The 22,671-nt window shown below is 50.4% G+C and carries 22 protein-coding genes and 1 tRNA gene; 11 read left to right on the top strand and 12 right to left on the bottom strand.

The genetic code is table 11. The features are described 5' to 3' along the window. Window positions 1-7 precede the first annotated feature (7 nt). Window positions 8-4,189 carry a translocation/assembly module TamB domain-containing protein gene (locus QQL65_RS10550; RefSeq protein ID WP_284364323.1) on the top strand — a complete coding sequence of 1,394 codons (4,182 nt, stop codon included), beginning with the start codon at window positions 8-10 and terminating at the stop codon, window positions 4,187-4,189. Between the two features lie 51 nt (window positions 4,190-4,240). Here the strand turns inward: QQL65_RS10550 and QQL65_RS10545 are convergent. Next, window positions 4,241-4,315, bottom strand: a tRNA-Gln gene (locus QQL65_RS10545). A gap of 374 nt (window positions 4,316-4,689) precedes the next feature. Between QQL65_RS10545 and QQL65_RS10540 the strand changes: the two genes are divergently transcribed. Beyond that, a complete protein-coding gene (locus QQL65_RS10540) occupies window positions 4,690-5,607 on the top strand; it encodes an MBL fold metallo-hydrolase (protein ID WP_284364322.1) in 918 nt (305 codons plus the stop codon). 88 nt (window positions 5,608-5,695) lie between these two features. Next, window positions 5,696-6,232, top strand: a complete 537-nt coding sequence (locus QQL65_RS10535) for a DUF2867 domain-containing protein (RefSeq protein WP_284364321.1) — start codon at window positions 5,696-5,698, stop codon at window positions 6,230-6,232. Here the strand turns inward: QQL65_RS10535 and QQL65_RS10530 are convergent. Genes QQL65_RS10530 through QQL65_RS10515 form a run of 4 tightly spaced genes read right to left on the bottom strand, consistent with a single transcriptional unit; the run spans window position 6,229 to window position 9,954 of the window. After that, window positions 6,229-6,975 (bottom strand): DUF1499 domain-containing protein, encoded by a 747-nt coding sequence (locus QQL65_RS10530; protein ID WP_284364319.1) that lies wholly within the window; start codon window positions 6,973-6,975, stop codon window positions 6,229-6,231. The two genes, QQL65_RS10535 and QQL65_RS10530, sit on opposite strands and share 4 nt — an antisense overlap. Before the next feature lie 32 nt (window positions 6,976-7,007). After that, window positions 7,008-7,640: a pyridoxamine 5'-phosphate oxidase gene (gene pdxH, locus QQL65_RS10525; protein WP_284364318.1), complete on the bottom strand. Its 633-nt coding sequence runs from the start codon at window positions 7,638-7,640 to the stop codon at window positions 7,008-7,010. Between the two features lie 51 nt (window positions 7,641-7,691). Beyond that, the gene (locus QQL65_RS10520; protein WP_284364317.1) at window positions 7,692-9,164 is read right to left on the bottom strand and encodes an aminotransferase class V-fold PLP-dependent enzyme; all 1,473 of its coding nucleotides are present in this window, start codon (window positions 9,162-9,164) and stop codon (window positions 7,692-7,694) included. Next, window positions 9,148-9,954, bottom strand: coding sequence for a class II glutamine amidotransferase (locus QQL65_RS10515; RefSeq protein ID WP_284364315.1), 807 nt, complete (start codon window positions 9,952-9,954; stop codon window positions 9,148-9,150). The genes QQL65_RS10520 and QQL65_RS10515 overlap by 17 nt, the downstream gene beginning before the upstream one ends. 102 nt (window positions 9,955-10,056) lie before the next feature. Between QQL65_RS10515 and QQL65_RS10510 the strand changes: the two genes are divergently transcribed. Together QQL65_RS10510 and QQL65_RS10505 are read left to right on the top strand one after the other, a co-directional pair. After that, window positions 10,057-10,521, top strand: coding sequence for an Lrp/AsnC family transcriptional regulator (locus tag QQL65_RS10510; RefSeq protein ID WP_284364314.1), 465 nt, complete (start codon window positions 10,057-10,059; stop codon window positions 10,519-10,521). Window positions 10,522-10,649: 128 nt separating this feature from the next. Next, the gene (locus QQL65_RS10505; RefSeq protein ID WP_284364312.1) at window positions 10,650-11,588 is read left to right on the top strand and encodes a DnaJ C-terminal domain-containing protein; all 939 of its coding nucleotides are present in this window, start codon (window positions 10,650-10,652) and stop codon (window positions 11,586-11,588) included. Here QQL65_RS10505 and QQL65_RS10500 read toward each other — a convergent pair. Further along, window positions 11,585-12,538 (bottom strand): L-threonylcarbamoyladenylate synthase, encoded by a 954-nt coding sequence (locus tag QQL65_RS10500; protein WP_284364311.1) that lies wholly within the window; start codon window positions 12,536-12,538, stop codon window positions 11,585-11,587. The two genes, QQL65_RS10505 and QQL65_RS10500, sit on opposite strands and share 4 nt — an antisense overlap. 70 nt (window positions 12,539-12,608) lie before the next feature. Between QQL65_RS10500 and QQL65_RS10495 the strand changes: the two genes are divergently transcribed. From QQL65_RS10495 to QQL65_RS10475, 5 genes are all read left to right on the top strand, one after another. Further along, entirely contained in the window at window positions 12,609-13,589 is a 981-nt protein-coding gene (locus QQL65_RS10495) for a histone deacetylase family protein (protein ID WP_348529147.1), read from the top strand. Further along, on the top strand, window positions 13,586-13,834 hold the full coding sequence (locus QQL65_RS10490) for an exodeoxyribonuclease VII small subunit (RefSeq protein ID WP_284364309.1): 249 nt from the start codon (window positions 13,586-13,588) through the stop codon (window positions 13,832-13,834). The genes QQL65_RS10495 and QQL65_RS10490 overlap by 4 nt, the downstream gene beginning before the upstream one ends. Beyond that, window positions 13,773-14,057 (top strand): DUF6500 family protein, encoded by a 285-nt coding sequence (locus QQL65_RS10485; protein ID WP_379863391.1) that lies wholly within the window; start codon window positions 13,773-13,775, stop codon window positions 14,055-14,057. Before QQL65_RS10490 ends, QQL65_RS10485 begins: the two co-directional genes overlap by 62 nt. An 89-nt stretch (window positions 14,058-14,146) precedes the next feature. Then, window positions 14,147-14,749 carry an SCO family protein gene (locus QQL65_RS10480; protein ID WP_284364307.1) on the top strand — a complete coding sequence of 201 codons (603 nt, stop codon included), beginning with the start codon at window positions 14,147-14,149 and terminating at the stop codon, window positions 14,747-14,749. Beyond that, entirely contained in the window at window positions 14,742-15,482 is a 741-nt protein-coding gene (locus QQL65_RS10475) for a TlyA family RNA methyltransferase (protein ID WP_284364305.1), read from the top strand. The genes QQL65_RS10480 and QQL65_RS10475 overlap by 8 nt, the downstream gene beginning before the upstream one ends. A 55-nt stretch (window positions 15,483-15,537) precedes the next feature. Here the strand turns inward: QQL65_RS10475 and ribB are convergent, their stop codons facing one another. The 4 genes from ribB to QQL65_RS10455 form a co-directional block, all read right to left on the bottom strand. Further along, entirely contained in the window at window positions 15,538-16,635 is a 1,098-nt protein-coding gene (ribB, locus tag QQL65_RS10470) for a 3,4-dihydroxy-2-butanone-4-phosphate synthase (RefSeq protein ID WP_284364303.1), read from the bottom strand. Beyond that, window positions 16,628-17,737 carry a chorismate synthase gene (gene aroC, locus QQL65_RS10465; protein WP_284364301.1) on the bottom strand — a complete coding sequence of 370 codons (1,110 nt, stop codon included), beginning with the start codon at window positions 17,735-17,737 and terminating at the stop codon, window positions 16,628-16,630. Before aroC ends, ribB begins: the two co-directional genes overlap by 8 nt. A gap of 735 nt (window positions 17,738-18,472) precedes the next feature. After that, window positions 18,473-19,084 carry a histidine phosphatase family protein gene (locus QQL65_RS10460; RefSeq protein WP_284364298.1) on the bottom strand — a complete coding sequence of 204 codons (612 nt, stop codon included), beginning with the start codon at window positions 19,082-19,084 and terminating at the stop codon, window positions 18,473-18,475. A 51-nt stretch (window positions 19,085-19,135) separates the two neighbouring features. Further along, window positions 19,136-19,933 (bottom strand): enoyl-ACP reductase FabI, encoded by a 798-nt coding sequence (locus tag QQL65_RS10455; RefSeq protein WP_284364296.1) that lies wholly within the window; start codon window positions 19,931-19,933, stop codon window positions 19,136-19,138. Window positions 19,934-20,040: 107 nt separating this feature from the next. On the opposite strand from QQL65_RS10455, the gene QQL65_RS10450 reads away from it, so the two are divergent. Then, on the top strand, window positions 20,041-21,459 hold the full coding sequence (locus QQL65_RS10450) for an FAD-binding oxidoreductase (protein WP_284364295.1): 1,419 nt from the start codon (window positions 20,041-20,043) through the stop codon (window positions 21,457-21,459). On the opposite strand, the gene QQL65_RS10445 is transcribed toward QQL65_RS10450, so the two are convergent. Continuing rightward, a complete protein-coding gene (locus QQL65_RS10445) occupies window positions 21,456-22,202 on the bottom strand; it encodes an SOS response-associated peptidase (RefSeq protein WP_284364293.1) in 747 nt (248 codons plus the stop codon). The genes QQL65_RS10450 and QQL65_RS10445 overlap by 4 nt on opposite strands. Before the next feature lie 63 nt (window positions 22,203-22,265). Further along, the gene (locus QQL65_RS10440; RefSeq protein ID WP_284364292.1) at window positions 22,266-22,658 is read right to left on the bottom strand and encodes a VOC family protein; all 393 of its coding nucleotides are present in this window, start codon (window positions 22,656-22,658) and stop codon (window positions 22,266-22,268) included. Between the last annotated feature and the right edge of the window lie 13 nt (window positions 22,659-22,671).

Below are 22,671 nucleotides of genomic sequence, written 5' to 3'. Positions count from 1 at the left end.
CTAAGACATGCAGATTTTACCCTCGTTGATAAAGCGCGTTGCTTTGTTTTGTGCGTCGTTGCTTTTGCTTAGTGGCATTGCGGCTGCGTTTCTGCTGGCGACACCACCAGGGCGCGATGTCACAGCAAACCTCATCAACAACCTCGCTAGCAATGACACCCAACAGGTTCAGATTCGCGGCCTGCACTCACTGCTGGGCAACCAAATTGTGGTTGAAAAAGTAACTCTATCTGATGCCGATGGCACTTGGGCGACGGGACAAGACATCGTCATCGACTACAGTCTCTTGGATATGGTGTTTGGTCGCCTGGAACTCCAAAAAGCGTCAATTCAACAACTAGAGGTCGCAAGGCTTCCCATTGCGCAACCAGTTTCCCCTTCACAACGCTTTGATTGGCCAAAATCGTTGCTTCCCGCACCGCTTAGAAGCGCATCAATTGAGGGACTCGAAATTGGCGAACTGATACTCGGCGAAGTGTTCGTCGGCCACCCAGCTACATTTACAATCTCGGGGGAACTGAACGCTGCAAACCAACCACTCCAAACTGATGGCGCAATTAGCTTTCAACAGACTGATGGCGATGGTGCATTTGAAGCCAGTTGGCAGTTTAGCCCAGCGGCGGAAACCACCAGTCTTTCGTTTCAATTGAACGATGGCAAAGACGGTGTGTTTGCAAAATTGCTAAACATCCCAGACACACCCGCACTCGACATAAGCTTAACTGGCAGTGGACCCCCGTCTTCTTGGAAATCTGATTTTGCGGTTTCATTCAACGGAAAACAGGTTGTCGATGGCGGCGCAACGCTGTCTTTGACGAATGACTTGCAATCTATAGAAGCGCAACTCAGCGGCCAACTCGCCCCCTTGCTCCCCAAATCGCTTTTGCCACTTGTTGCAGGCAACACTGACGTTGTGATTTCAGCTCGCCGAGATGCCGGTGGCAACGTCACAATCGACCAGGCTACCCTCACCTCTGCGCTAGCACAAATCACAACCAGCGGATCATTTAGTCCCGAGCAGGACCGTGTCGACTTGATGACTGATGTGCGAATTGGCAGCGACGGCGAGATCGTCGAGTTCGCAAGGCAACCGGGAACCGTCACGCGACTTGGCAAGGTCAGTCTAAAAGCAAGCGTTTTGGGAACAGTTCGCGAGGCTGTTCTTCAAGCTCAAGGTCATATTACCGAACTTGAAGAAGGCTCCTTTGGTCTGCAAGGCGCGTCCTTTGACATCCAAAGTCCAAAGCTCAATCTACTTGAACCAAAGGGCACCGCAAGCCTAGCAGCTGCAATAGAAACAATTGTCACTGGCGATCAAACAGTCGATGCGCTTCTCGCCGGCAATCTAAGCATAAAAAGCGACCTAAATATCGCTGATCGGACGATGAGCATCAGCTCACTTGCGATCAAGAATGATGTGATTTCGAGCAGTCTTTCAGGCGCATACAATCTTATTGATGGCGCAATGCAGATTTCATCGGTAAGCGATATTAATGTTGCGACGGACAATCTTATTGGAAAACTTCTTGGTGGCGGGCCCGGCACAATTATTGCCGATCTGACGATTGACGGTCGGGGCAATCTCAGTGCGCAGAAACTAGAAGTAGAAAGCGCCAATCTAAACGCGAATGCGTCCGGTTCGCTCTCAGCAGATCAATTGAATTTGGCTGGCGATTTACGCCTTGATGATATTGGCCAATTTGATCCACGATTGACGGGGCAACTGCTCGTCAACGCAGTTGCGGATGGAGCGAGAAACAACCCAAACATCAATGTGTCGTTGAGCGGTCAGAATATCGCAATCGCAAACGAGTCGCTATCAGACATTAACGGCACCATAAGCGGCACTGCATTTGAAACGCTGACAGCCAAGCTCAACGCCAAATATGCAGGGACACCAGTTTCCGTTGCGGCAAGTACAACTGCAGATGAAGATGGCACGCGCAAAGTCGACGCATTGCGCATCAACATACCCGGCGCTGAAATAGTTGCAGATTTGTCTTTTAACTCAGCAGGGTTGGTCGCGGGCATCGCCGACCTTCAAGTATTTGATCTGAGCGAACTCGCCCCACTATTGTTGCAGACTGGGCTTTCCGGTTCTGCCACGGGTAGATTGAATGTGAGCGCAGAAAATGGCCAACAATCAATAGAGCTCGACCTAACGGCGCCCTCTCTTGGCTATGACACGACAACAATATCTAATTTGCAACTGGAAGCGAACATCTCGGACTTGTTTGGCAAACCTATGCCGCTTATCAGTGCACGCGCCGAAACAATTGCGTCCGCAGGGCAAGTTTTGAAAAACGCCGAACTCAGTGTTTCGACAGAAAACGGTTTCTGGCCAACTCGCTTTGACGCAAGCCTAAATGGCAGCCCCATCTTGTTGCGCGCAATGGTGAGCCAAAATGCCAACGAGACAATTATTGATGTTGAAAAGGCTACCACCAGATATCAAGGCATAGCCATTGAAAATACAAAACCAGCAAAAGCGATACTGAGCGAAGGTTCGGTTTCAATATCAGCGCCTGCAATAAGCATTGATGGGGCCAATGCCACTCTCATTGGCTCGATTTCGAACAATCTTGACCTTGATATCACATTGTCACAACTGCCAATGTCCACGGTCGAAAAACTGGCAAGAACTGGCCTTGCGCCCTCGGGGCAGATCACCGCCCGTGCAAAAGTTGCTGGATCGCCATCCAACCCAACTATCACTTACCAAATTGATAGCAGCGGTCTATCCGGCACGCCACTCAGGGACGCCCAGTTGGCCTCGCTAAACATCAACGGCGCGGGGAAATACAACGGCGACATTCTGACCACTCAACTGACTGTTTCAGGCGGCGGTCTAGATATTTCTGTTTCAGGCGACACAAACATCGCGAACAAGCGACTTGGTCTGGCGGTAAAGGGAAATCTGCCGTTTTCCTACGTGGCTCAGCCACTTACGAACTCTGGTGTTGTGTTATCGGGTACTGCAAATCTAGACGCCACCATCGGCGGTAGTTTTGATGCACCAGATTACCGCGGCCAAGTCAGTACAAATGGGGCACGCTTTACCGAAATTGCTTCTCGCATACGGGTGACAGACCTAACTGGTGTTTTGGCGTTTAACGGTGACAATGCAACCATTTCATCTCTTGAGGGCCGGCTAGGTGAAAACGGACGGCTGAGCGCTAGGGGCAGCATTTCCTTGCGCCCAGGTGACAAATTACAATCAGATCTGACCCTGAGTGTTCGAAACGGGAACTATAGTGACGGTGTGCTCATTTCAGCGGATTTTGACGCGGACTTGGCGCTGGTGGGCCGCTTGGCGGAAACGGGCCTAATCTCTGGTCAGGTCAGCGTCACACGTGCTGACATTACAATCCCAGCAGCCCTGCCAAATGTTGTGTCGCCGGTCGCAGTATCGCACAAGAATGCAAGCCAAGCGGTCAACGCGCAATCAAAAGCGCTACAACCACAACAGTCTGGCGGATCTGGTCCTTCGATGGCCTTAGACATCAATGTCAACGCCCAGAATCGTATCTTTGTTCGCGGGCGCGGTCTTGATGCTGAGTTGGGCGGCGGACTTTCAATCGGTGGCACGACCGCCCGTCCGACAGCAAAGGGCACAATCCGCATGAGCCGCGGGCGCATGGAGATCTTGACGAAGCGCTTCGACTTTGACGCCGGACAAATTACATTTGCTGGTCCACTTGACCCGACGTTGAACTTTTCAGCAACAACGCGCGAAGCGGGAAGCTCGTATTCAATTTTGGTCAGCGGACCAGCGTCGTCCCCTGAATTCTCGTTCGCATCTTCGCCATCGTTGCCGCAAGACCAAATTGTCGCCAAGCTGTTTTTTGGCCGCTCCCTAACTGAGCTTTCACCTTTGCAACTTGTCCAACTGGCTAGCGCTGTTAATACGCTGAATGGCGCGGGCACAGATGGCGGGCTTGCTGGTCGACTGCGGTCAATCGCCGGTCTAGATGATGTCGACATCAAAACCAACGAACAGGGCGAAACCACGCTTGGTATCGGTGGCTATTTGAACGAGCGTACTTATCTCAATGTGGAAAAAGGCACAGGTGCCGGATCAGGCAAGGTGACGATCGACCTGAACATTACGGACAACATCACGGCGCGCGGTGAAACCTCTGAAGATGGAAAAACCAAAGCTGGTGTGTTCTTCGAGCAGGATTACTAGCCGCTCGCAAGCCGTTGAATCACATTAGCCGGATAGATTCTGAAGAAAGAATGGCTGGGGTGGAAGGATTCGAACCTTCGCATGGCGATACCAAAAACCGCTGCCTTACCGCTTGGCTACACCCCAACAATTTGTTCGCGTCAGTTTTATGACTGAACGGTGCGGTCTATACGCGTTTTAGGATGAAGGTGCAACCACCCAATTGAGCGAAAATGAAATTTTTTTGAGAAAACACACAACTCAAAAGCTCATCAGTCGCCCAAGGCACGCGCTAGTGCTTGTTTCTAATGTTTTCAAATAGATATGCCGCTGGATTTGAATGGCAGAACAGCATAAATAAAGATCTATTTCCAATATTTCGCTGCATTATGGGTTGCAGCATTCCCGCAATAAGCTTTTACCAGAACGATCGCAATTTGTTGCAGTTCAAATAGTTTCGCTTTATTGCATATGTGTGTTTCAAAGTATGGTTGAATTCGACCAATTCAGAATGGGCATATATGCAGACGCGGACAGCGCCGAACTATAACCTAGACTTCGACCCTGCAGTTGGGGAGCCTGAGATTTTGGCTCCAGGTATTTCGCGTATAGTTGCTCCAAATTCAGGACCATACACTTTTCGTGGCACAAATAGTTACATTGTGGGATTTGATGATGTGGTGATCATCGACCCGGGGCCGGACGATGACGATCATTTCGCTTCGATACTGAGCGCTACTGCAGGCAAAAAATGCAAAGGCGTCCTTCTTACGCATACGCATCGAGACCATTCAGCTCTCGCACCAAAGTTAGCGAAGGCTTTGAGTATTCCATTGATGTTTGAGGGACCGCATCGCCCTTCCCGAACCTTACAGCGTTTTGAGCGCGATCCTTTGCGCAAATCAGGTCACTACGGCCTAAAGCCAGAATATATGGTTCGAGATGGCAGCAAAATTGATTTGGGTGAAATTGGACTGATCATTCACACAACGCCAGGGCATTGCGCAAACCACATTGCTATCGCGATAGAAGGTCGGAATGAGCTTTTCACAGGGGATCATATCATGGGATGGTCTTCTAGTTTAATTTCCGACCCAGATGGAAGCCTTGAGCACTATTTAGCGTCGCTTGAAAAGGTGATTCATTTGCGTTCAACTTGCTACTTACCCGCGCATGGCGACACAATAAAAGACGGGCCAGAATTCGCGACGACTTTGTTGGCCCACCGACAGGAACGCAACGTTCAAATATTGGATGCGCTTGCCAAGGGGCCAATGTGGACGCTTTCCCTGTTGAACAAGATCTACCCAGACATCCCAGTGAACGTGAAGCCAGCAGCCTTGTTAACACTGAACGCGCATCTCCACTATCTTGAAGCGAATGATGAAATTGAATCGCAAAGCATGTTCTGGGCGAAACGCTACAAGCTTAAGGCGTGACCGATCGTCGCTTGCGACAAGTGCACTTCTTCCATAATCCTTTCACTAGGCTAAAGTGCCTGCACGATGCCAGATTGTGGGGATGATTATGGCCAAGATTGACCAACTGCCTAGTGATAGCGTGCTTCAAACATATGTCGGCGCAAAAGACTTTATGGATAGCTACGGCGTTGACATCAGGCAGCGTCAAGATTTGCAACAATGCGACATGCGCGAACTCGCAGAACAGTTCGGGAATATCGAACTTGGCTGGGCAATTTGGTTGCTCAAATTGCGCAATATTTTGATGAGCCCACTAAAACTCAAAACAACGGACGATTTAGCGGCTGAACAGGCTAAAAAACCTGCAACTGAGAAGCGCGTTGGTGATCGAGTAGCATTCTTTCGCATATTTGAGATCTTGGATGATGAGATAATTCTTGGTGAGGATGATTGGCACCAAGATTTTCGAGTGTCGCTCTATCGTACCAAGGGAAAGAATGCTCGCGTCATCATGACGACAGTCTGCAAACGACATAATGCGTTTGGTCATGCTTATCTTGCCGCAATTCTTCCTTTTCACAAGATAATTGTGTGCGCCACACTTGATGATGGTGCCAAAAAGCGATTTCGACCCACCGCTTAGTTTTCGGCTGACTGCTTTTGCGCTTGCTCCACCAGTTCATCTAGTTTTAGCAAAAACTGCTCAATTCGACGACTGTTGGTGCCAAAGTCGCCATCTCCATATCGTGAGGCCGAGCGTACATTGACAATGAGCAGACGCGCAGTTGCGCGAGTGCTAACTGTTACATCATCTTTGAACCCAATCAGTGTTTTGGACTCGTAGAAATTGTGAAGTTCTGCTGCGCCGCTGCGTTTTTGGTCAAGAAACAGCCAACCAAGGCTATTTGCAGCTTGCTCCACAAGCGCAATACCTTCGGCTGCAGAAACTCTGTATTCCCGCGTTGAAGCAAGACGAAAAAGGTCACTGTTCACGGGATTGGCTGGCAGATCATTCCGCACTTCGCCTTCAAGCAAAATTGGCGTGGTTGCAGGCGATGTCGATACGTCAGTTGATGTTTGGTTTTGGGCCGATGTAACAACTACAAATGCTGAAAAGAGAATTGCGCAGCATCCCACAATAACGCCGCTGCTCGCCTCACGCCAGCCAGCGTCGCCACTGTACCAAATGCTGACATAACCAATAAGCCCAAGTACAAGCGAGACCAGTGCCAAGGCGATGGCCACAAAGATCGCAGCCACGAACACGGGACTGGTCATTACGCCAATATAGTGGAATGCCACAGCCAACAGGACCAAAGGCAGCACAGGGCGCGCAATTCGCGCAGCCCAAATTGCCCAACCCGATGTTCGGATAAATACGCGCATAAAACCTTACAACTTGTTTTCTGCGACAGACCTTAAGGGAACAGACGCTTTCTTGTCCAAGGTTGGTTTGAGTTTTCTCGTGTAAATCGAACACGGTCGTGCAGGCGGAATTCGCCATCGCACCAAAATTCTATTTCAACCGGCTCGATCGTGTAACCGCTCCAATGCTCCGGCCGCGGCACATCTTCACCAAACTGTTTTTCAAACTGAGCAACGCGATCCATCAAAACCTGCCTATTGGCCAGGGGCTGAGACTGTTCGGAAGCATGTGCGCCGATGCGCGACCCACGGGGGCGCGATTGGAAGTAGGCATCGGCCGTTTCCGATGATACCGGAACGGCGTTGCCGCGAATGCGCACTTGCCAGTTAAGTGATTTCCAAAAAAAGCCGAGGGCCGCTTTGGGATTTTGGCCCAATTCATCGCCCTTTTTGCTTTGCTTGTTCGTATAGATGACAAACCCTTCAGAAGTTCGCCCTTTCAAAAGCAACACGCGAGCGTTCGGCATTCCGTCTGCATCAACCGTGGCAAGGGTTAGTGCATTGGCCATCGGTTCTTTTTCTGAGGCGAGAACCAACCATTTATCAAACAATTCATACGGATCAATTTCACCCGTGTAATTGTGATCGAAAAGCTGTTCGTTTAGTTTCTGCACTTCGGTTTGCATATTTCATCACCCAGATCAGGTTCAACTTGCGCTTAGGGTGCATAACAACAACTATGAACAGCAAACAACGTTTCGTAACGACGCGTCAGCCTTCAGTTCATCTCGATGTAAAAAGCTACCCGTTGCGTGGTCAAAGACATAATTATCGATAAATTTGCTCGCACTATTGGCCAACTCGATAACTGATTCAATGATGAAGTTAGCTTTTTCATCGTCAAGGAGATAGCTGAAATTCAGTCGCACCCAACCAGGCCGTGCAAGTGGATTGCCATCTTTTATCTCACGACGCATTTGCGCTGATTGATCAGCGTCAATACCAAGCAAATCATGCCCGTATGGTCCAGCGCATGCACACCCACCCCGGGCTTGAATGCCGTAAAGATCGGACAACATGCGCGTAAACAATTGATGATGCACCAGCTCGCCGTTTTCATCCAAAACTTGGAATGAAAAAATGGGCAGCCGTTCTGCTGACTGATGGCCCAAAATCCGAATATTATCTTGTTTGAGCCATTTTGACTTGGCGCGCGCTCGCAGTTCTGCTTGGCGTTCCGCCAAAAACCCCGTCCCGATCGCATCTTTAACCATGAAGCACAGAGCTGCGCGGATATCGCCAATCACGTTGGGTGTACCCGCCTCTTCGCGTGCGGAAAGTGACGACACATAGTCATGGCTCCAAGGCGATACGTATGTCACGGTGCCGCCGCCGGGCCAACTTGGGCGATTGGTTGAGCTTAGTTGGTTTCTGACCGCCAGAATGCCAGACGCAGCCGGACCGCCCGGATATTTATGGGCTGAGAGGAATACTGCATCCAACTCAACACCTGACGGCTTGACGGAAACGGGCAGATAAGGCGCCCCACCCGCATAGTCCCAGACAGCAAACGCGCGGTTTTCTTTGAGTATCCGAGTGACCTCGACAACATCTGTTGTGATGCCTGTCACGTTAGAAGCGGCAGAAAACGAACCGATTTTCAATGAACATTCGCAATGGGCTTCGAGTTGCGCCTTCAACGCGTCCATATCCGGTCCGCCACTTACTGCTTCCGGGATAATCACAATTTCAGCGCCAGTTTCGCGCCAGGGTAAAATATTCGAATGGTGCTCGTATGGACCAATGAAAATCACGGGGTTTAGCCCTGCCCGAACGGCTTCTTCTACCGCGAGTAGCCGAACAAGACGATTGACTGCTGCAGTGGCACCAGCGCCGGTAAAAACAACCGAATACTGATCATCCGCACCCAGCGATTGCGCAATTTCGGCGCGCGCTTGCTCCCGCATTTGCGTCATATAGGCACCGCAATAGGATGATCGCGTGTGCGAGTTGGCGTAGTAAGGCAGAATGCTGTTTGTTACAAAATCTTCAATCGGTTTCAGCGCACGTGCAGAAGCTACATAGTCTGCATATACGAGCTTTTTGGCACCATATGGCCCCGGAATGTCTATACCGTCGCCAATCAATCCTGCACGCAATTGGGCGATCAAATCATCGCATTTCAATTTCGCCTTAAACTGCTCGAACATGTGGCACCTCGTCAAACAACTCTTCAATTTCAATTTCGGTTTTTGCACCGGCAGCCCTTCGCAAGCAGACGAGCGAATTTGGCGGTATTTCCTGCCAATTTTGCGCTTCACTGTCCAAGGGTTCAGATGCGAGCAGAATGTCGCCATTCAGATCACGCTGATAAAGTGATGGGGCATAGACGTCAGTTGACCAACGCACCGCCCAGATTTGCTCTCCATTGGAGATGGCAAACGTTGCGCGGAATGGATCTTTGATACCTTGTTCAAGCATCACAGCGCGTATACTGTTTAGTGTGGTTCGGATCGCTGCCTCGGGATCGTTAAACAATCCATTGGTGACCAATAGGCCAAACATCAATTCACTGTCCGTGGTGCCTTGCATCGCAGCGTATGCATCTTCGCTCAATGCCTGTTCAAGCTTGCGCTGTATTTTGCCAAATTCGCCAATTTGGCCGTTGTGCATAAACAGCCAATGGTTCATCCGAAATGGGTGGCAATTGACAAACGTATTTGGTGCGCCAGTTGAAGCGCGAACATGTGCAAAAAATAGTTTGGCTTTGAGCTGCGCGGTCAACTCTCGTAAGTTGGGGTCAGCCCATGCAGGCCCCTCATTGCGATATAGCCCTGGGCATTTCTGATCGCCATACCAACCAAGCCCACCGCCATCACCGTGCACGCCCAACTTTGCTTTGTGCGATTGTTGTGCCTGCGCGCACAGCGAGCGCGGCCCGTCATATAAGAACTCAGCGATGTAAGTGGGTTGCCCCAAATATGCGATCCAGCGGCACATATGACCCTCATTTCCTCAAGAAATACCATAATACCACTGCACTATCGCAATATTTCACCATTTTACTTGCCAAAACCACTGCTTTTGTTGTCAAATGAACGAATGAATGGAGCAAAACTCGATCAAACTGACATAGCGATCCTAAGAATTTTGCAAAGAGATGCATCACTGTCGCAACGAGAGCTGGCGGAGATGGTCAATCTTTCGCAAAACGCGTGCTGGCGGCGCATTACGATCTTGCGTGAGGCAGGGTTGATTCTAAATCAATCTATGATGCTAAACCGCAAGCTACTCGGATTGGGTCTTGTCGTTTTTGTTATGTTGAAGACGCGTCATCATTCGGTTGATTGGCTCGAGAAATTTCGACGACATGTCTCAACAATTCCGGAAGTGGTCGATTTTTACCGAATTGGTGGTGATTACGACTATTTTCTGAAGGTCATCACCAACGATATGGACAGCTATGATGATGTTTATCAAAGGCTGATTTCAAAGGTTGAATTGGATTCTGTTACTTCATATTTCGCCATGGAGGCAATCGAAGAGCAACGTCCCCTACCACTTTAGCGCTACACGGAGTGCGCAACACTGGACAATCGAGCGCCGGATGGCCATATATGGCGCAACTTATGAATATGTCCGCGTAGCCGCATAATTTGTCGCTGCAACGCGTTGATAGGAGTGAATGAAGAAACATGCGTGATCCTTACAGTGTGTTGGGTGTACCAAGGTCCGCGAGCGAAAAAGACATAAAGTCTGCATATCGCAAACTCGCCAAAACCTATCACCCCGACCAGAATAAAGATGACCCTAAGGCCCAAGCCAAGTTTGCTGAAGCCTCGAATGCTTATGACTTTTTGTCCGACAAGCAAAAGCGTGGCCAATATGATCGCGGCGAAATCGACGCCGACGGCAACCCAAAGATGGCTGGTTTCGACTTTTCTGGCTTCGGCGGCGGTCAGCGCGGCGGACAACGCAGTGCAGGTGGCTTTGGCGGCGGCGCTGGCGTAAACCCAGAAGACATCTTGAAAGAGTTTATGGGCGGTTTCGGCGGCGGACGCGGCGCGGGCCCAATGGGCATGGGCAGTGCTGGCGGCTTCACGGGTGGCGCTGGTCGCGCAACCAAAGGCCAGGACGTGAAGGTGGGCTTAAAAGTGACGCTTGAGCAAATCAGCGCACGACAGCCCGTTCCTGTGCGACTGCCAAATGGCAAAACTCTTTCCGTCAATCTGCCCTGGCCATTAGAAAACGGGCAACAGATCCGTCTCAAGGGCCAAGGCGAAGCACCACCATTTGGCGGCTCCAAAGGCGATGTGCTTGTCAATGTGCGCATACAACCGCACAAACACTTCCGCAAAGACGGTGAAAACCTACGTGTTGATGTACCGCTTGCGCTTTACGAAGCGGTGTTAGGCGGCAAAGTGCGCGTTCCGACATTGTCTGGCGCGGTGGAACTCAACATCCCTGCAGGTGTTGATACATCCAAGGCTATGCGGCTGAAGGGCAAGGGGTTGTTTGGTGAAGGCGATCTGTATGTCAATTTGCGGATCAAGCTGCCAGACGAATCCGATCCGGACCTTGAAAGCCTAATGCGCTTTTGGCGAGACCAAAAACCTTACAATCCGCGGGACTAGCTTGTGCGATCCGCGGCAGCGCGGGTTAGTCGATCATTGATGGCGATGCCGATCCCCTCATTGGGGATTGGTGCCACGGCGATTGTCGCCGCGCCAGTTCCATCAAGCTCTCGCAAATACTGAAAAAGGTTTTTAGCCGCTTCTGCCAAATCGCCCGTTGACGAAAGGTTCCGACAATTGTCGCCCTCGCCTTGCAGCTCACCAAAGCCAAGGAATGCCTCGCCAATATTTGGTTCGCGGGCATTGAGACGAACAGAAGCATTGGGCGCGTAGTGAGATTTCAACATACCCGGCGCAACGATTTTGCTGCCAGTTGGATATGCAACCGATGCGCCTATTGCGTGTTTGACCATTTCCGCAGTAACGCTTCCCGGGCGCAACAAGGTCACTTGCTCGCCTTCAACCGCTAGAATTGTAGATTCAACGCCTGCTTCGCACGCCCCCCCATCAACCACAGGAACTTTCTGCTCAAAGGCATCAATCACGTGTTGCGACATCGTGGGCGAGAGCTTTCCAGAAGGGTTGGCTGAAGGGGCAGCAACAGGGTGCCCCAGTGTTTGTAGTATTTTGCGTGCGATTGAATGCTCTGGCAACCGAATGGCCACGGTATCCAACCCTGCGGTTACAAGATCCGAAATATTTGCATCTGCTTTTTTTGGTAGAACTAGGGTGAGCGGACCGGGCCAAAACTTCTCAGCGATTTTGAGCGCCAATGGGTTAAACTGTGCGACTTTCTGCGCCATATCCATATCTGCGCAATGCACAATTAGCGGATTAAAACGGGGGCGCCCTTTGGTCTCAAAGATTTTGAGCACCGCATCATCATTGCGTGCAAGTCCGGCCAGCCCATAAACCGTTTCGGTGGGCATGGCGACCACGTTGCCGTTATGCAAATATTCAACAGCTTCATTTACTGAAACCGGAAAAGGGTATAGATGGCGTTCACTCATTTGCGCTGTTTGGCAATTGAAGTGCGCCGCGTCAAGGAACATAATGAACTGACGTGCAATGATAGGGAAAATGATGTCGAGCCTTTTGATCACGCAACCGCAGGGATTAGACCATGCAACACCGCCTGGACATCCGGAGCGGGCGGATAGGTTGCGGCGGCTTAACAAGGTATTTGCCCTACCCCATTTTGCGGATATAAAACGCAAGGAAGCTGCATGCGCGGGCCTTGAATTTGCACTTGAGGTTCACCCAAAAGCGTATATCGACCAACTCAAAACGCTGCGCCCCGTCGAAGGCATGAGCCAGATTGACGGCGACACCTATATTGCAAAAGAATCCTTAGGCGCGATTATGACTGCGATGGGGGCCGGTCTTGACGCGCTTGATGAAGTGCTTGCTGGCCATCATGAAAATGCATTTTGCGCCATTCGACCACCGGGCCACCACGCTGAACGCGACGCACCGATGGGTTTTTGCCTAGTTAACACCATTGCCGTTGTGGCGCGCATTGCCCAGCAAAAGGGCTTGGAGCGGATAGCCATTGTTGATTTCGATGTTCACCACGGTAACGGCACACAGGACATTTTCTATACCGACAAAAACGTGATGTATGCTTCAAGCCATCAAATGCCTTTGTTCCCGGGCACGGGCGCTATCAATGAAACTGGTGCCGGCAACATTTTCAATGCGCCACTTTCTGAAGGGACTGATGGCAAGGAAATGCAGCTTGCCTACAAAGATGTGATTTTGCCCGCGATTGAGAACTTTCATCCTGATCTAATTCTGATTTCTGCTGGATTTGACGCTGACCGACGTGACCCGTTGGCAGGGCTCAACTGGGTGCCTGATGATTTTGCGTGGATCACGGGCAAATTGATGGACATTGCTGACAAGCGTTGCGACAATCGAATCATATCACTTTTAGAAGGCGGATATGATCTTGATGGGTTGGGCCAAGGTGTTGCGGCACATTTGTCTATGCTCGCACACGGCACATCTGGCCCTGCGATAGATCATATCAAGTTTGAGCAAGAGGAGCATTTTGGGTGAGCGAAGACCAAAAAGCGGCAATTGAAGCGCTAAGTTTTGAAGATGCATTGACCGAGCTGGAACAGATCGTGGGCAAGCTAGAGGGTGGCCAAGCGCCACTTCAAGAGTCGATCGACATTTACGAGCGTGGCGGATTGCTCAAAGCACATTGCGAGAACCTGCTTCGCAAGGCAGAAGCACGCATTGAAAAAATCACTCTTGATCGCGACGGCAACCCTGCTGGCACAGAGCCGTTGGACGGCTAAAGCCTTGCGCGAAAGCTTGCGTTCAAAAGTCATTGAAGTATGTGATGCCAAGATCGCGCAGAAAGGTGACAAAGTTGGCCTTTCTTTCTACGCTTTCTTCAAAAACAAAAACGATGACCCTGACCTGTTGATGGAAGCAGCCACTTGGTGGATTTCTACCCACAAACTCGACCACTTTGAAAAAGCGCAAAGAATCAAAGCGATGGTTTTGGCAGGTAAGTAAATTGTGATGGGCAATGCGAAAAAGTCGCATCGCACCAGCAAGAATTTTTGCATAGTTTGCAAGCTGATCAGATTCCAAAGGGGAATAATATGTCACTCGCTCGCGTTCGTTTGGTCCTTTGGGGCTTGGTTGTCGTTGTTGGCATCGCCGCGACCTTGTTCACGGTCTTTCAGCAAAGCCAGCCGAAAAAACCACAGGCGGTACAGTTCGGCGGCGACTTCACCATGCAGCGCGCAAAGGGCGGTGAGTTCACGCAGGCAGATTTCAAGGGCAAGCCAACCATGCTCTTCTTCGGCTACACATTTTGCCCAGATGTCTGCCCAACCACCCTTTATGAAAGCACCACATGGCGCACAGAACTCGGCCTGACTGGCGACGACGTACAGATCGTCTTCATGTCTGTCGACCCCGAGCGCGATACACCTGAAATGCTTGCAACTTACCTCACATCATTCGGTGACGATTTGATTGGGCTAACTGGTACGCGCGAACAGGTGGATCATGTCAAGAAGACATTTGGTGTGTTCGCGGAAAACGTCGAGAGTGAAGGTGCATCGGAATATTTGGTCAACCACACCGCTACCCTCTTCTTGCTGGACCGAAACGGTGACTTAGCTGGTACAATAGGATTTGGCGAAAACAAAGATAGCGCATTGGCCAAATTGAAGCGCTTGATGGACAGCAATGGTTAGCGCACCGCATCGACTTGATGTGGCTTTGGAAAAGCGCGGGCTTTGCCAGTCCCGCGCTCGGGCGCGTGATGCGATTGTTCGCGGCACCGTAAAGGTGGATGACAAAATCATTACGAAACCCGGTCATCGCGTCACCGCGCAGATGCGCATCGAGGTGGATGATCCGGCGGGGGATTATGTCTCCCGTGCGGCGTTAAAGCTGAAGGCAGGTCTTGAGCATTCTGGCATCGATCCGCGCGGAAAAATCTGTCTTGATCTTGGTGCTTCAACAGGTGGTTTCAGTCAGGTACTGCTTGAGCACGACGCTGCAAAAATCTATGCGGTTGATGTTGGGCATGGGCAGCTGGCGGAAAAAATCGCCAACAATGATCGCATTGTACAATTGGACAAAACCAACGCCAACTCACTCTCCGCCGATACCATCCCAGACCAAATTGATTTGCTGGTTTGTGACATCAGCTTTGTCTCTTTAGAAAAAATCTTGGACGCACCATTGTCACTTTGCCGCGATGGTGCAGACGCCATTCTGCTGTTCAAGCCGCAATTCGAAGTGGGGCGAGAATTTGTTGGAAAAGGTGGGATCGTCTCAAATCAAGACGCAACCGATCGCGCACAACAAAGCTTCAAAACCTTCATGGAAAATAAAGGTTGGCAAGACAAATTGGCGCTCCCATCGCCGATCACCGGCGCAGATGGAAACCAAGAGTTTTTGCGAGTCTTTTCAAAAAGCTAGCGCTAAGCGTTCAACTTCAGATTCAAAATGAACTAAACCAATTTAGTGATTCAAATTAATCACTTATCTTGATTTCTGAAATCTTCAATCCAAAGCCGTCCAAGCCCACATAATGACGATTTTTCGTCGCTTGAAGCTTGATTGAGCGCACGCCCAAATCCTTCAATATCTGCGCGCCCAATCCGATTTCGCGCCACTCTTCTTCGCGGTCCAAGGCGCTTGCATGGTCCTCATCTTCGCGCTGATGCTTTGATGAAGATGCGGCAACGCCGGTTGAACCTTCTCGCAAATAAACGAGAATCCCGTGGCCGATTCCTGCTAATTCTCGGACAGAACTGTTCAGCGCTTCGGCATCACCAAACACGTCTGTTAGAATATTTTCACGCTGGAAACGAACAGGAATATCTTCCCCGGATTCCACATCGCCAAACACAACTGCCAAATGCTCAACGCGATCAAATGGTGTTTTGTAAGCAAACGCTGTTGCGCGACCAGCAACCGTATCAATCGGGAATGTTGCGACACGACCAACAAGCTTTTCGCGGCGCTGACGATAGGCAATCAAATCAGCAACTGACACCAGAACAAGGTTATGTTCTTCCGCAAATTCTTTAACCTGATCGCCGCGTTTTACTGTGCCGTCATCGTTGACCAACTCGCAGATCACACCGACTTCTGGTTGATCCGCAAGGCGACATAAATCTACCGCTGCTTCTGTATGGCCGGAGCGCAAAAGCACGCCACCTTTTTTGGCTACCAGTGGAAACACGTGGCCCGGGCGTGCAAAGTCGCTTGCGCCTACATTGTCGTTGGCTAGCGCGCGCACTGTTGCGGTACGATCTTCGGCCGAAATGCCGGTTGTTGTGCCGTGCTTCACATCGACGGTGATCGTGAACGCTGTGCCCAACGGCGCATTATTGCTCGCAACCATAGGGTCGAGGTGCAGCTTTTGTGCAATCTCTTGTGTTACTGGCGCACACACAATGCCGCATGTATTTCGGATGATGAAGGCCATCTTTTCCGGCGTAGCTGCGGCAGCGGCCATCACTAGATCACCTTCATTTTCGCGGTCATCATCGTCAGTGACAACAACCATTTCGCCTGCTGCGATTGCCGCGATTGCTGCTTCAACACGTTGATCTAGCTCATTCATGGCCAATGCCACCTTCTCTACCAGTTTGCGCGCGGTGGCGTAGCAGATGATCTGCCAGCACCAGCGCCATCATAGATTCGCCAACAGGCACCGCGCGAATGCCCACACATGGGTCGTGGCGGCCTTTGGTGATAATGTCTGCGTTTTGGTTTTTTTCGGTCACAGTTTGTCGCGGTACCAAGATCGATGACGTTGGTTTTACCGCGAAGCGCACAACCACCGGATCACCGTTGGAAATACCGCCAAGAATACCACCCGCATGATTAGACAAGAAATATGGTTGCTCCTGCCCTGCGCGCATTTCATCAGCGTTGGTGACGCCAGTTAGTTCCGCTGCTTCAAAGCCGGCGCCGATTTCAACTGCTTTTACAGCATTAATGGACATCATAGCTGAAGCCAAATCTTGGTCGAGTTTGCCATAAACAGGCGCGCCCAAACCGACAGGCACATTTTCCGCAACAACTTCGATCACCGCACCAACTGATGAGCCTTCTTTACGGATGCCATCCAAGTACGTCGCCCACTCTTTGGCTGCGACCGGATCCGCGCAAAAGAATGGGTTGTTATCTACTTCGTCCCAATCAAAGCGCGAATAGTCGATTTTGTGCGGCCCAACCTGCACTAACGAGGCGCGAATTTGAACATCAGGAATAACAAGCTTTGCCACTGCGCCTGCAGCAACACGCGCTGCTGTCTCCCGCGCTGAGGAACGCCCGCCACCGCGATAATCGCGAATGCCATATTTCTGATGGTAGGTGAAATCTGCATGGCCAGGGCGATATTTGTCGCGAATGTCGCCATAGTCCTTAGAGCGCTGATCGGTATTCTCAATCATTAGCGATATCGGCGTGCCAGTTGTGCGCAATCCATCTGTGCGATCGTCCTCGAACACACCAGACAGGATTTTCACTTCGTCAGCTTCGCGCCGCTGGGTCGTATATTTTGACTGGCCAGGCTTGCGACGATCCAAATCGCGCTGAATGGTTTCCGCATCAATTCTCAGGCCCGACGGACAGCCGTCAATAACCACGCCTAGGGCTGGGCCGTGGCTCTCGCCCCAAGTAGTGAACCGAAACATCTGTCCGAATGAGTTGTGTGACATTTATCGCCTGAAAATTCATGGTTTTTGCTAGGTGAGACGTTTCTAGGGTTACCCGCACATTTGGTCAAGCGCAACCAAGGCGTGAGCGCATCACCAAAGTATGATTGCTATTCGCCAAATGTCTCAATTTGGCCGTTAGAAATCTTCATGACTGAGCCTTGCACCGGCAGCCACTCCAACATTTCCCCAGGCTCATCGCATTCTATGACACCGCTGTTGTGCCTTGCGGACGAAGTGCCGCATTCCCTTCGGTTCGGTCCTCACAACGAACTGGAGCTTGATGTTGCTTTAAACAAGTGCGCTCTTGTACGGTTCATATTTGGAGTTTTGTGGCGTCAATTAACTAAACAAAAGAATCCAATGACATATTTTCAGTATTCTTGCTAGAATTGTGTTCTGTTTACACCACTGAAACGCTTGAATTTTGGCTTAATGCTCTACCATATCACGAACATTGCACTGGTTACGATGTTAGTAACAGCAGTTTTGTATTTTTATAGAACTTGGCGGCTATTGAGGTCCGATCCATCATACGAACGATTTGCGTACTACGCTGGGACTTTTTGGCCGGTCGGCATTATGCAGTTTCACCCGGAATGCCCCAAACTACTCATCGATACCTATTATAAAGAGTGTGGTTCTTTGCTTGCAGTAATCGCAGTTTTGATGTTCGTTGCTGTTATGACTGCTTCACTGCAGTTTGTTCGGATTTTTTAGTTTGATTGCTGACCGTAGTCAGCCAAAGAATTCGATATTGCCGTCGAGGAGACGCATGACCTTGTCTTGTTGCGGCATCCATTGATCGAGGTTTTTGCCGGATAAGCCAGTAACAATGCGTCGAATCGCTCGAGCAACGCCGCCGTGTGCAACAATTATTGATGGTCCTTTGATCTTGTCGCGGCGGAAACTCTCAAGCCGCTCAACAAGCATTTCGTAGTTTTCACCGTTTGGCGGCAAATGATCCCATTTACTCGTCTCCCGAGCTGCGAAATGATCTGGGTGATCCCGTTCAATTTCGGTTAGCAACACGCCTTCGAACTCACCAAACGATATTTCCACCAACCGCTTGTCAAACTCGACTTCAGGCAAATCGGGATCAAATGCGGCGCGAACACGCGCCATAGTTTCACGCGTTCGACCGAGCGGCGAACAAAACCAATCGAGCTGCTTTGGGTCAATCGAATGCTGTTCTAGAACCGAATGCAGTGTCAAACCATTCGCATCGGCCTGGGCGCGTCCGTGGTCGTTAAGCGGGATATCGCGTTGCCCCTGGAAACGTTGTTCTTTGTTCCAATCGGTCTGGCCGTGGCGAATAAAATAGATGAGCGGCCAATGGTCACTGGACATAAAACACCAATTATTTGAAGGGGTTTTGCTGCCCGGATAGGCCGCCCCCAGTTAGTCTTCTTTTTTCAGGACAGACATGCCCATCACGTTATAGCCGGAATCCACATAGTGGATTTCGCCGGTTACACCAGATGACAAGTCAGACAGCATATACATGCCGGCATTTCCAACTTCATCTGTAGTCACATTGCGCCGTAGCGGAGAGTTTTCTTCGCCATAAGCAAGCATTTTGCGGAAATCGCCAATACCTGACGCCGCAAGCGTCTTAATGGCACCAGCAGAAATGCCATTTACGCGGATGCCTTCAGGGCCAAGATCTGCTGCAAGATAGCGCACGGAGGCTTCAAGAGCGGCTTTTGCAACACCCATAAGATTATAGTTTGGAATGACTTTTTCCGCACCGTAGTAAGTGAGTGTCAGGATTGATCCGCCTTCTGTCATCAACTCGCGCGCTCGCTTTGCAACCGCGACCAATGAAAACGCTGAGATTTCCATTGAGTGCTTAAACTGCTCAACGGTCGTGTCGATATAGCGGCCTTCAAGTGCTGATTTGTCAGCAAATGCAATCGCGTGAACAACAAAGTCGATGGTGCCCCATTTTTCTTTGATCTCGGCGAATGCTTTGTCCATTGCGGCTTCGTCTGTCACGTCACATTCGACAACAAGATCAGAGCCAACTTCAGCAGCCAAAGGGTCAACACGGCGCTTGAGCGCTTCACCCTGATAGGTAAACGCTAGTTCAGCACCTTGGCCAGCCACTGCTTTAGCAATGCCCCAAGCGATTGAACGATTGTTCGCTACGCCCATAATCAGGCCGCGTTTGCCCTTCATCAGGTTGCCGTCAGTCATAAATGCACTCCGCAAATGAATAATCTTAAATTGGGTTTTGACACAGGCGGGCGAAACGGGCAAGTTTTGACCGCACTTGTTCCCCCAAAAGATGATGTTGAGTTGATATGTCCGCACCTAAAGCACGCTTTGAGGCCCTCGCCGCTCTGATTGGCGCACAAAATGTGATGGGCGAATCAAAAGATATGGCCGCTTTCGCTGAAGAGCCGCGCAGGCTCTACAACGCTCAGCCAAGCTTTGTGCTGACACCAACAAGCGTCGAAGACGTACAAAAGATTATGGTTTGGGCCAATGAAAATGCCGTTGCCGTCATCCCACAAGGCGGCAATACCGGTTTGGTGGGTGGCCAAGTCCCGTTGGACGGTGGTGAAGTTATAATCTCTTTAAAAAAGCTAAAGGCTGTGCGCGACATAGACCCAGCGACTAATGTGATGATTGTTGAAGCTGGAACAACTGTGCTGGAAACGCAGCAAATCGCAGAGGAAAAGAACCGGCTGTTCCCGCTATCGCTTGGGTCTGAAGGCTCTTGCCAAATTGGCGGCATTTTGTCGACCAACGCCGGCGGCACTGCGGTTCTAGCCTATGGAAACTCGCGCGATTTGTGCATGGGCGTGGAGGCTGTCTTGGCCGATGGCAGGCTCTACAATGGCCTTTCAAAGCTTCGCAAAGATAACACTGGCTACGACTTAAAAGACCTGCTGGTCGGTGCGGAAGGTACGCTAGGCATCATCACTGCTGCATCACTGAAGCTGTTTCCGCGTCCGACGACATTTGAAACCGCGTTGTTGAACATCGAAAATCCGCAAGCTGGCGTTGAAGTGCTGGAAATGGTGCGCCGTAAATCGGGCAATAAAGTCACCTCGTTTGAGGTTTTACCGACACTTGGCATCGAGCTGCAAATCAAACACGGTCTTGCCGAACGCGATCCACGTGCCAGCGCAAGCCCATGGCACATTTTGATGGAATATTCGCTTTTTGACGGCGAAGAACCCGGTGCGTTGATGTCCACACTCGAGGCATTGTTTGAAGCGGAGCTGATTAGCGATGCGTCGGTTTGCCAATCGTTGGCTGACCGTAAAATGATGTGGCTGATGCGCGAAAACTACGCCGAGTGCCAAACACGAGAAGCTGAAGGCATCAAGCATGATATTTCGGTGCCTGTGAAAAACATACCAGAACTGATTGAGCGTGGTGACGCGATGGCGGAAAAGGTCATTCCTGGCATTCGCTCTTTCGCCTTTGGTCACATGGGTGACGGCAATATCCATTATGACTTTCTGGCGCCTATCGACATGCCGAAAGGCGAATTGCGCGGCCATGCCGCTGCACTTCATGACGGGATGTACGAAATTGTTGATGACTTAAATGGCTCAATATCGGCCGAACACGGCATAGGCCAAATGAAGGCGGGTTTGCTGCAGCAAAAGAAGGACCCTGTTGCCCTTGATATGATGTATTCCATCAAGCAAGCACTTGATCCAAAAGGAATATTGAACCCGGGCAAAGTTTTGTCACGACGGAATTAGAACAAATCCATTTGATCACTGTTGGGCTTGCCAACCGGTTCTTTGGAAAGAGATTCCGTTTTGCTTTCTTTGGCATCACGGTCGATCGGGACGATCAGTTCTTCGCCTTCATTTCGTGCATTATTGACCTTTTTCGAAACGGGGTAAGATTTCATGCCGACCCGCTCAAGTGGCTCAACTAGGGTGAGCGCTTCTTTGGCGGTAACCGATTTTGTGTCGAGCCATAAGTCCATTTGTTCGGCATTGAGATGAACTGGGGTGCGGTGGTGGATTTTTGCCAAATCGCCTGTCGCTTCTTGGGTCAAAATGGCCATTGAATCAATCTCCTCGCCATTTGGCCCTTCCCAAGTGGAATATATGCCAGCCAATGCCAGCATTTTACCGTCAGACTTCGAGATATGGTAAGGCTGCTTTTCGCCCCCTTCCCTCAACCATTCATAGTAGCCGCTAGCGGGCACAACACAACGTTGGTTTTTGATCGACGAGCGAAAGGCCGGTTTTTCCAGCACTGTCTCAACTCGCGCGTTGATTAGAACAGAGAAGTCACGTGGGTCTTTGACCCAATGTGGCACCAACCCCCAGCGCATCAGAACCGCATCACGGCCGGCAGGCATATTGGCCACAGTGAGCACGGGTTGTGTGGGCGCAATATTGTAGCGCGGCGGGAATGGAATACCACCCTTGGTTTTGAAAACATTATTTATTTCAACGCGTGTATCGTTGAGGTCCAGTCTACCGCACATCAGGTTCGCTCACTGCAATTTTGTTTATGGTGCGTCAACGACGAAACAAATTCAAGACAAGTCTTATTTCTTTGGTTCGATCAAATCCCATCTATTGCCAAATGGATCTTCAAAAACAACAACGGAGCCATAAACCTCGTGTCGAGGCGCTTCCAGAAATCTCACCCCAAGCTTTTGATAATGCGAAAAGTCACGTACAAAATTGTCAGTGGTGAGAAACAAAAACACGCGTCCGCCTGTTTGGTTTCCAATTGACGCCGTTTGCGTTTCGCCGTCAGCCTTTGCCAGCAAAAGTCGGGTTTCCTGACTGCCCAGTGGCGCGACGGTCACCCAGCGCTTGGTGGGTGAAAGTCTTGTATCTTCAACGAGTTCAAAACCCAATTGACCAACATAAAAGTCTATTGCTTGGTCGTAGTCAGGTACGACCAAGCTAACTGCGGAAATAAATTGCGCCAATTAAAACTCCTCA

Source organism: Maritalea porphyrae, from assembly GCF_030159895.1.
In the GTDB taxonomy this organism is placed as follows: Bacteria; Pseudomonadota; Alphaproteobacteria; order Rhizobiales; family Devosiaceae; genus Maritalea; species Maritalea porphyrae.
The sequence above is the reverse complement of the archived record's forward strand: the minus strand, read 5'-3'. Positions and strand labels throughout refer to the sequence as shown.

Coding starts and splice junctions, on each gene's coding strand:
- QQL65_RS10550 (WP_284364323.1), top strand. CDS start 8: ATGCAGATTTTACCCTCGTTGATAAAGCGCGTTGCTTTGTTTTGTGCG.
- QQL65_RS10540 (WP_284364322.1), top strand. CDS start 4,690: ATGCAGACGCGGACAGCGCCGAACTATAACCTAGACTTCGACCCTGCA.
- QQL65_RS10535 (WP_284364321.1), top strand. CDS start 5,696: ATGGCCAAGATTGACCAACTGCCTAGTGATAGCGTGCTTCAAACATAT.
- QQL65_RS10530 (WP_284364319.1), bottom strand. CDS start 6,975: ATGCGCGTATTTATCCGAACATCGGGTTGGGCAATTTGGGCTGCGCGA.
- pdxH (WP_284364318.1), bottom strand. CDS start 7,640: ATGCAAACCGAAGTGCAGAAACTAAACGAACAGCTTTTCGATCACAAT.
- QQL65_RS10520 (WP_284364317.1), bottom strand. CDS start 9,164: ATGTTCGAGCAGTTTAAGGCGAAATTGAAATGCGATGATTTGATCGCC.
- QQL65_RS10515 (WP_284364315.1), bottom strand. CDS start 9,954: ATGTGCCGCTGGATCGCATATTTGGGGCAACCCACTTACATCGCTGAG.
- QQL65_RS10510 (WP_284364314.1), top strand. CDS start 10,057: ATGAATGGAGCAAAACTCGATCAAACTGACATAGCGATCCTAAGAATT.
- QQL65_RS10505 (WP_284364312.1), top strand. CDS start 10,650: ATGCGTGATCCTTACAGTGTGTTGGGTGTACCAAGGTCCGCGAGCGAA.
- QQL65_RS10500 (WP_284364311.1), bottom strand. CDS start 12,538: ATGAGTGAACGCCATCTATACCCTTTTCCGGTTTCAGTAAATGAAGCT.
- QQL65_RS10495 (WP_348529147.1), top strand. CDS start 12,609: ATGATGTCGAGCCTTTTGATCACGCAACCGCAGGGATTAGACCATGCA.
- QQL65_RS10480 (WP_284364307.1), top strand. CDS start 14,147: ATGTCACTCGCTCGCGTTCGTTTGGTCCTTTGGGGCTTGGTTGTCGTT.
- QQL65_RS10475 (WP_284364305.1), top strand. CDS start 14,742: ATGGTTAGCGCACCGCATCGACTTGATGTGGCTTTGGAAAAGCGCGGG.
- ribB (WP_284364303.1), bottom strand. CDS start 16,635: ATGAATGAGCTAGATCAACGTGTTGAAGCAGCAATCGCGGCAATCGCA.
- aroC (WP_284364301.1), bottom strand. CDS start 17,737: ATGTCACACAACTCATTCGGACAGATGTTTCGGTTCACTACTTGGGGC.
- QQL65_RS10460 (WP_284364298.1), bottom strand. CDS start 19,084: ATGTCCAGTGACCATTGGCCGCTCATCTATTTTATTCGCCACGGCCAG.
- QQL65_RS10455 (WP_284364296.1), bottom strand. CDS start 19,933: ATGACTGACGGCAACCTGATGAAGGGCAAACGCGGCCTGATTATGGGC.
- QQL65_RS10450 (WP_284364295.1), top strand. CDS start 20,041: ATGTCCGCACCTAAAGCACGCTTTGAGGCCCTCGCCGCTCTGATTGGC.
- QQL65_RS10445 (WP_284364293.1), bottom strand. CDS start 22,202: ATGTGCGGTAGACTGGACCTCAACGATACACGCGTTGAAATAAATAAT.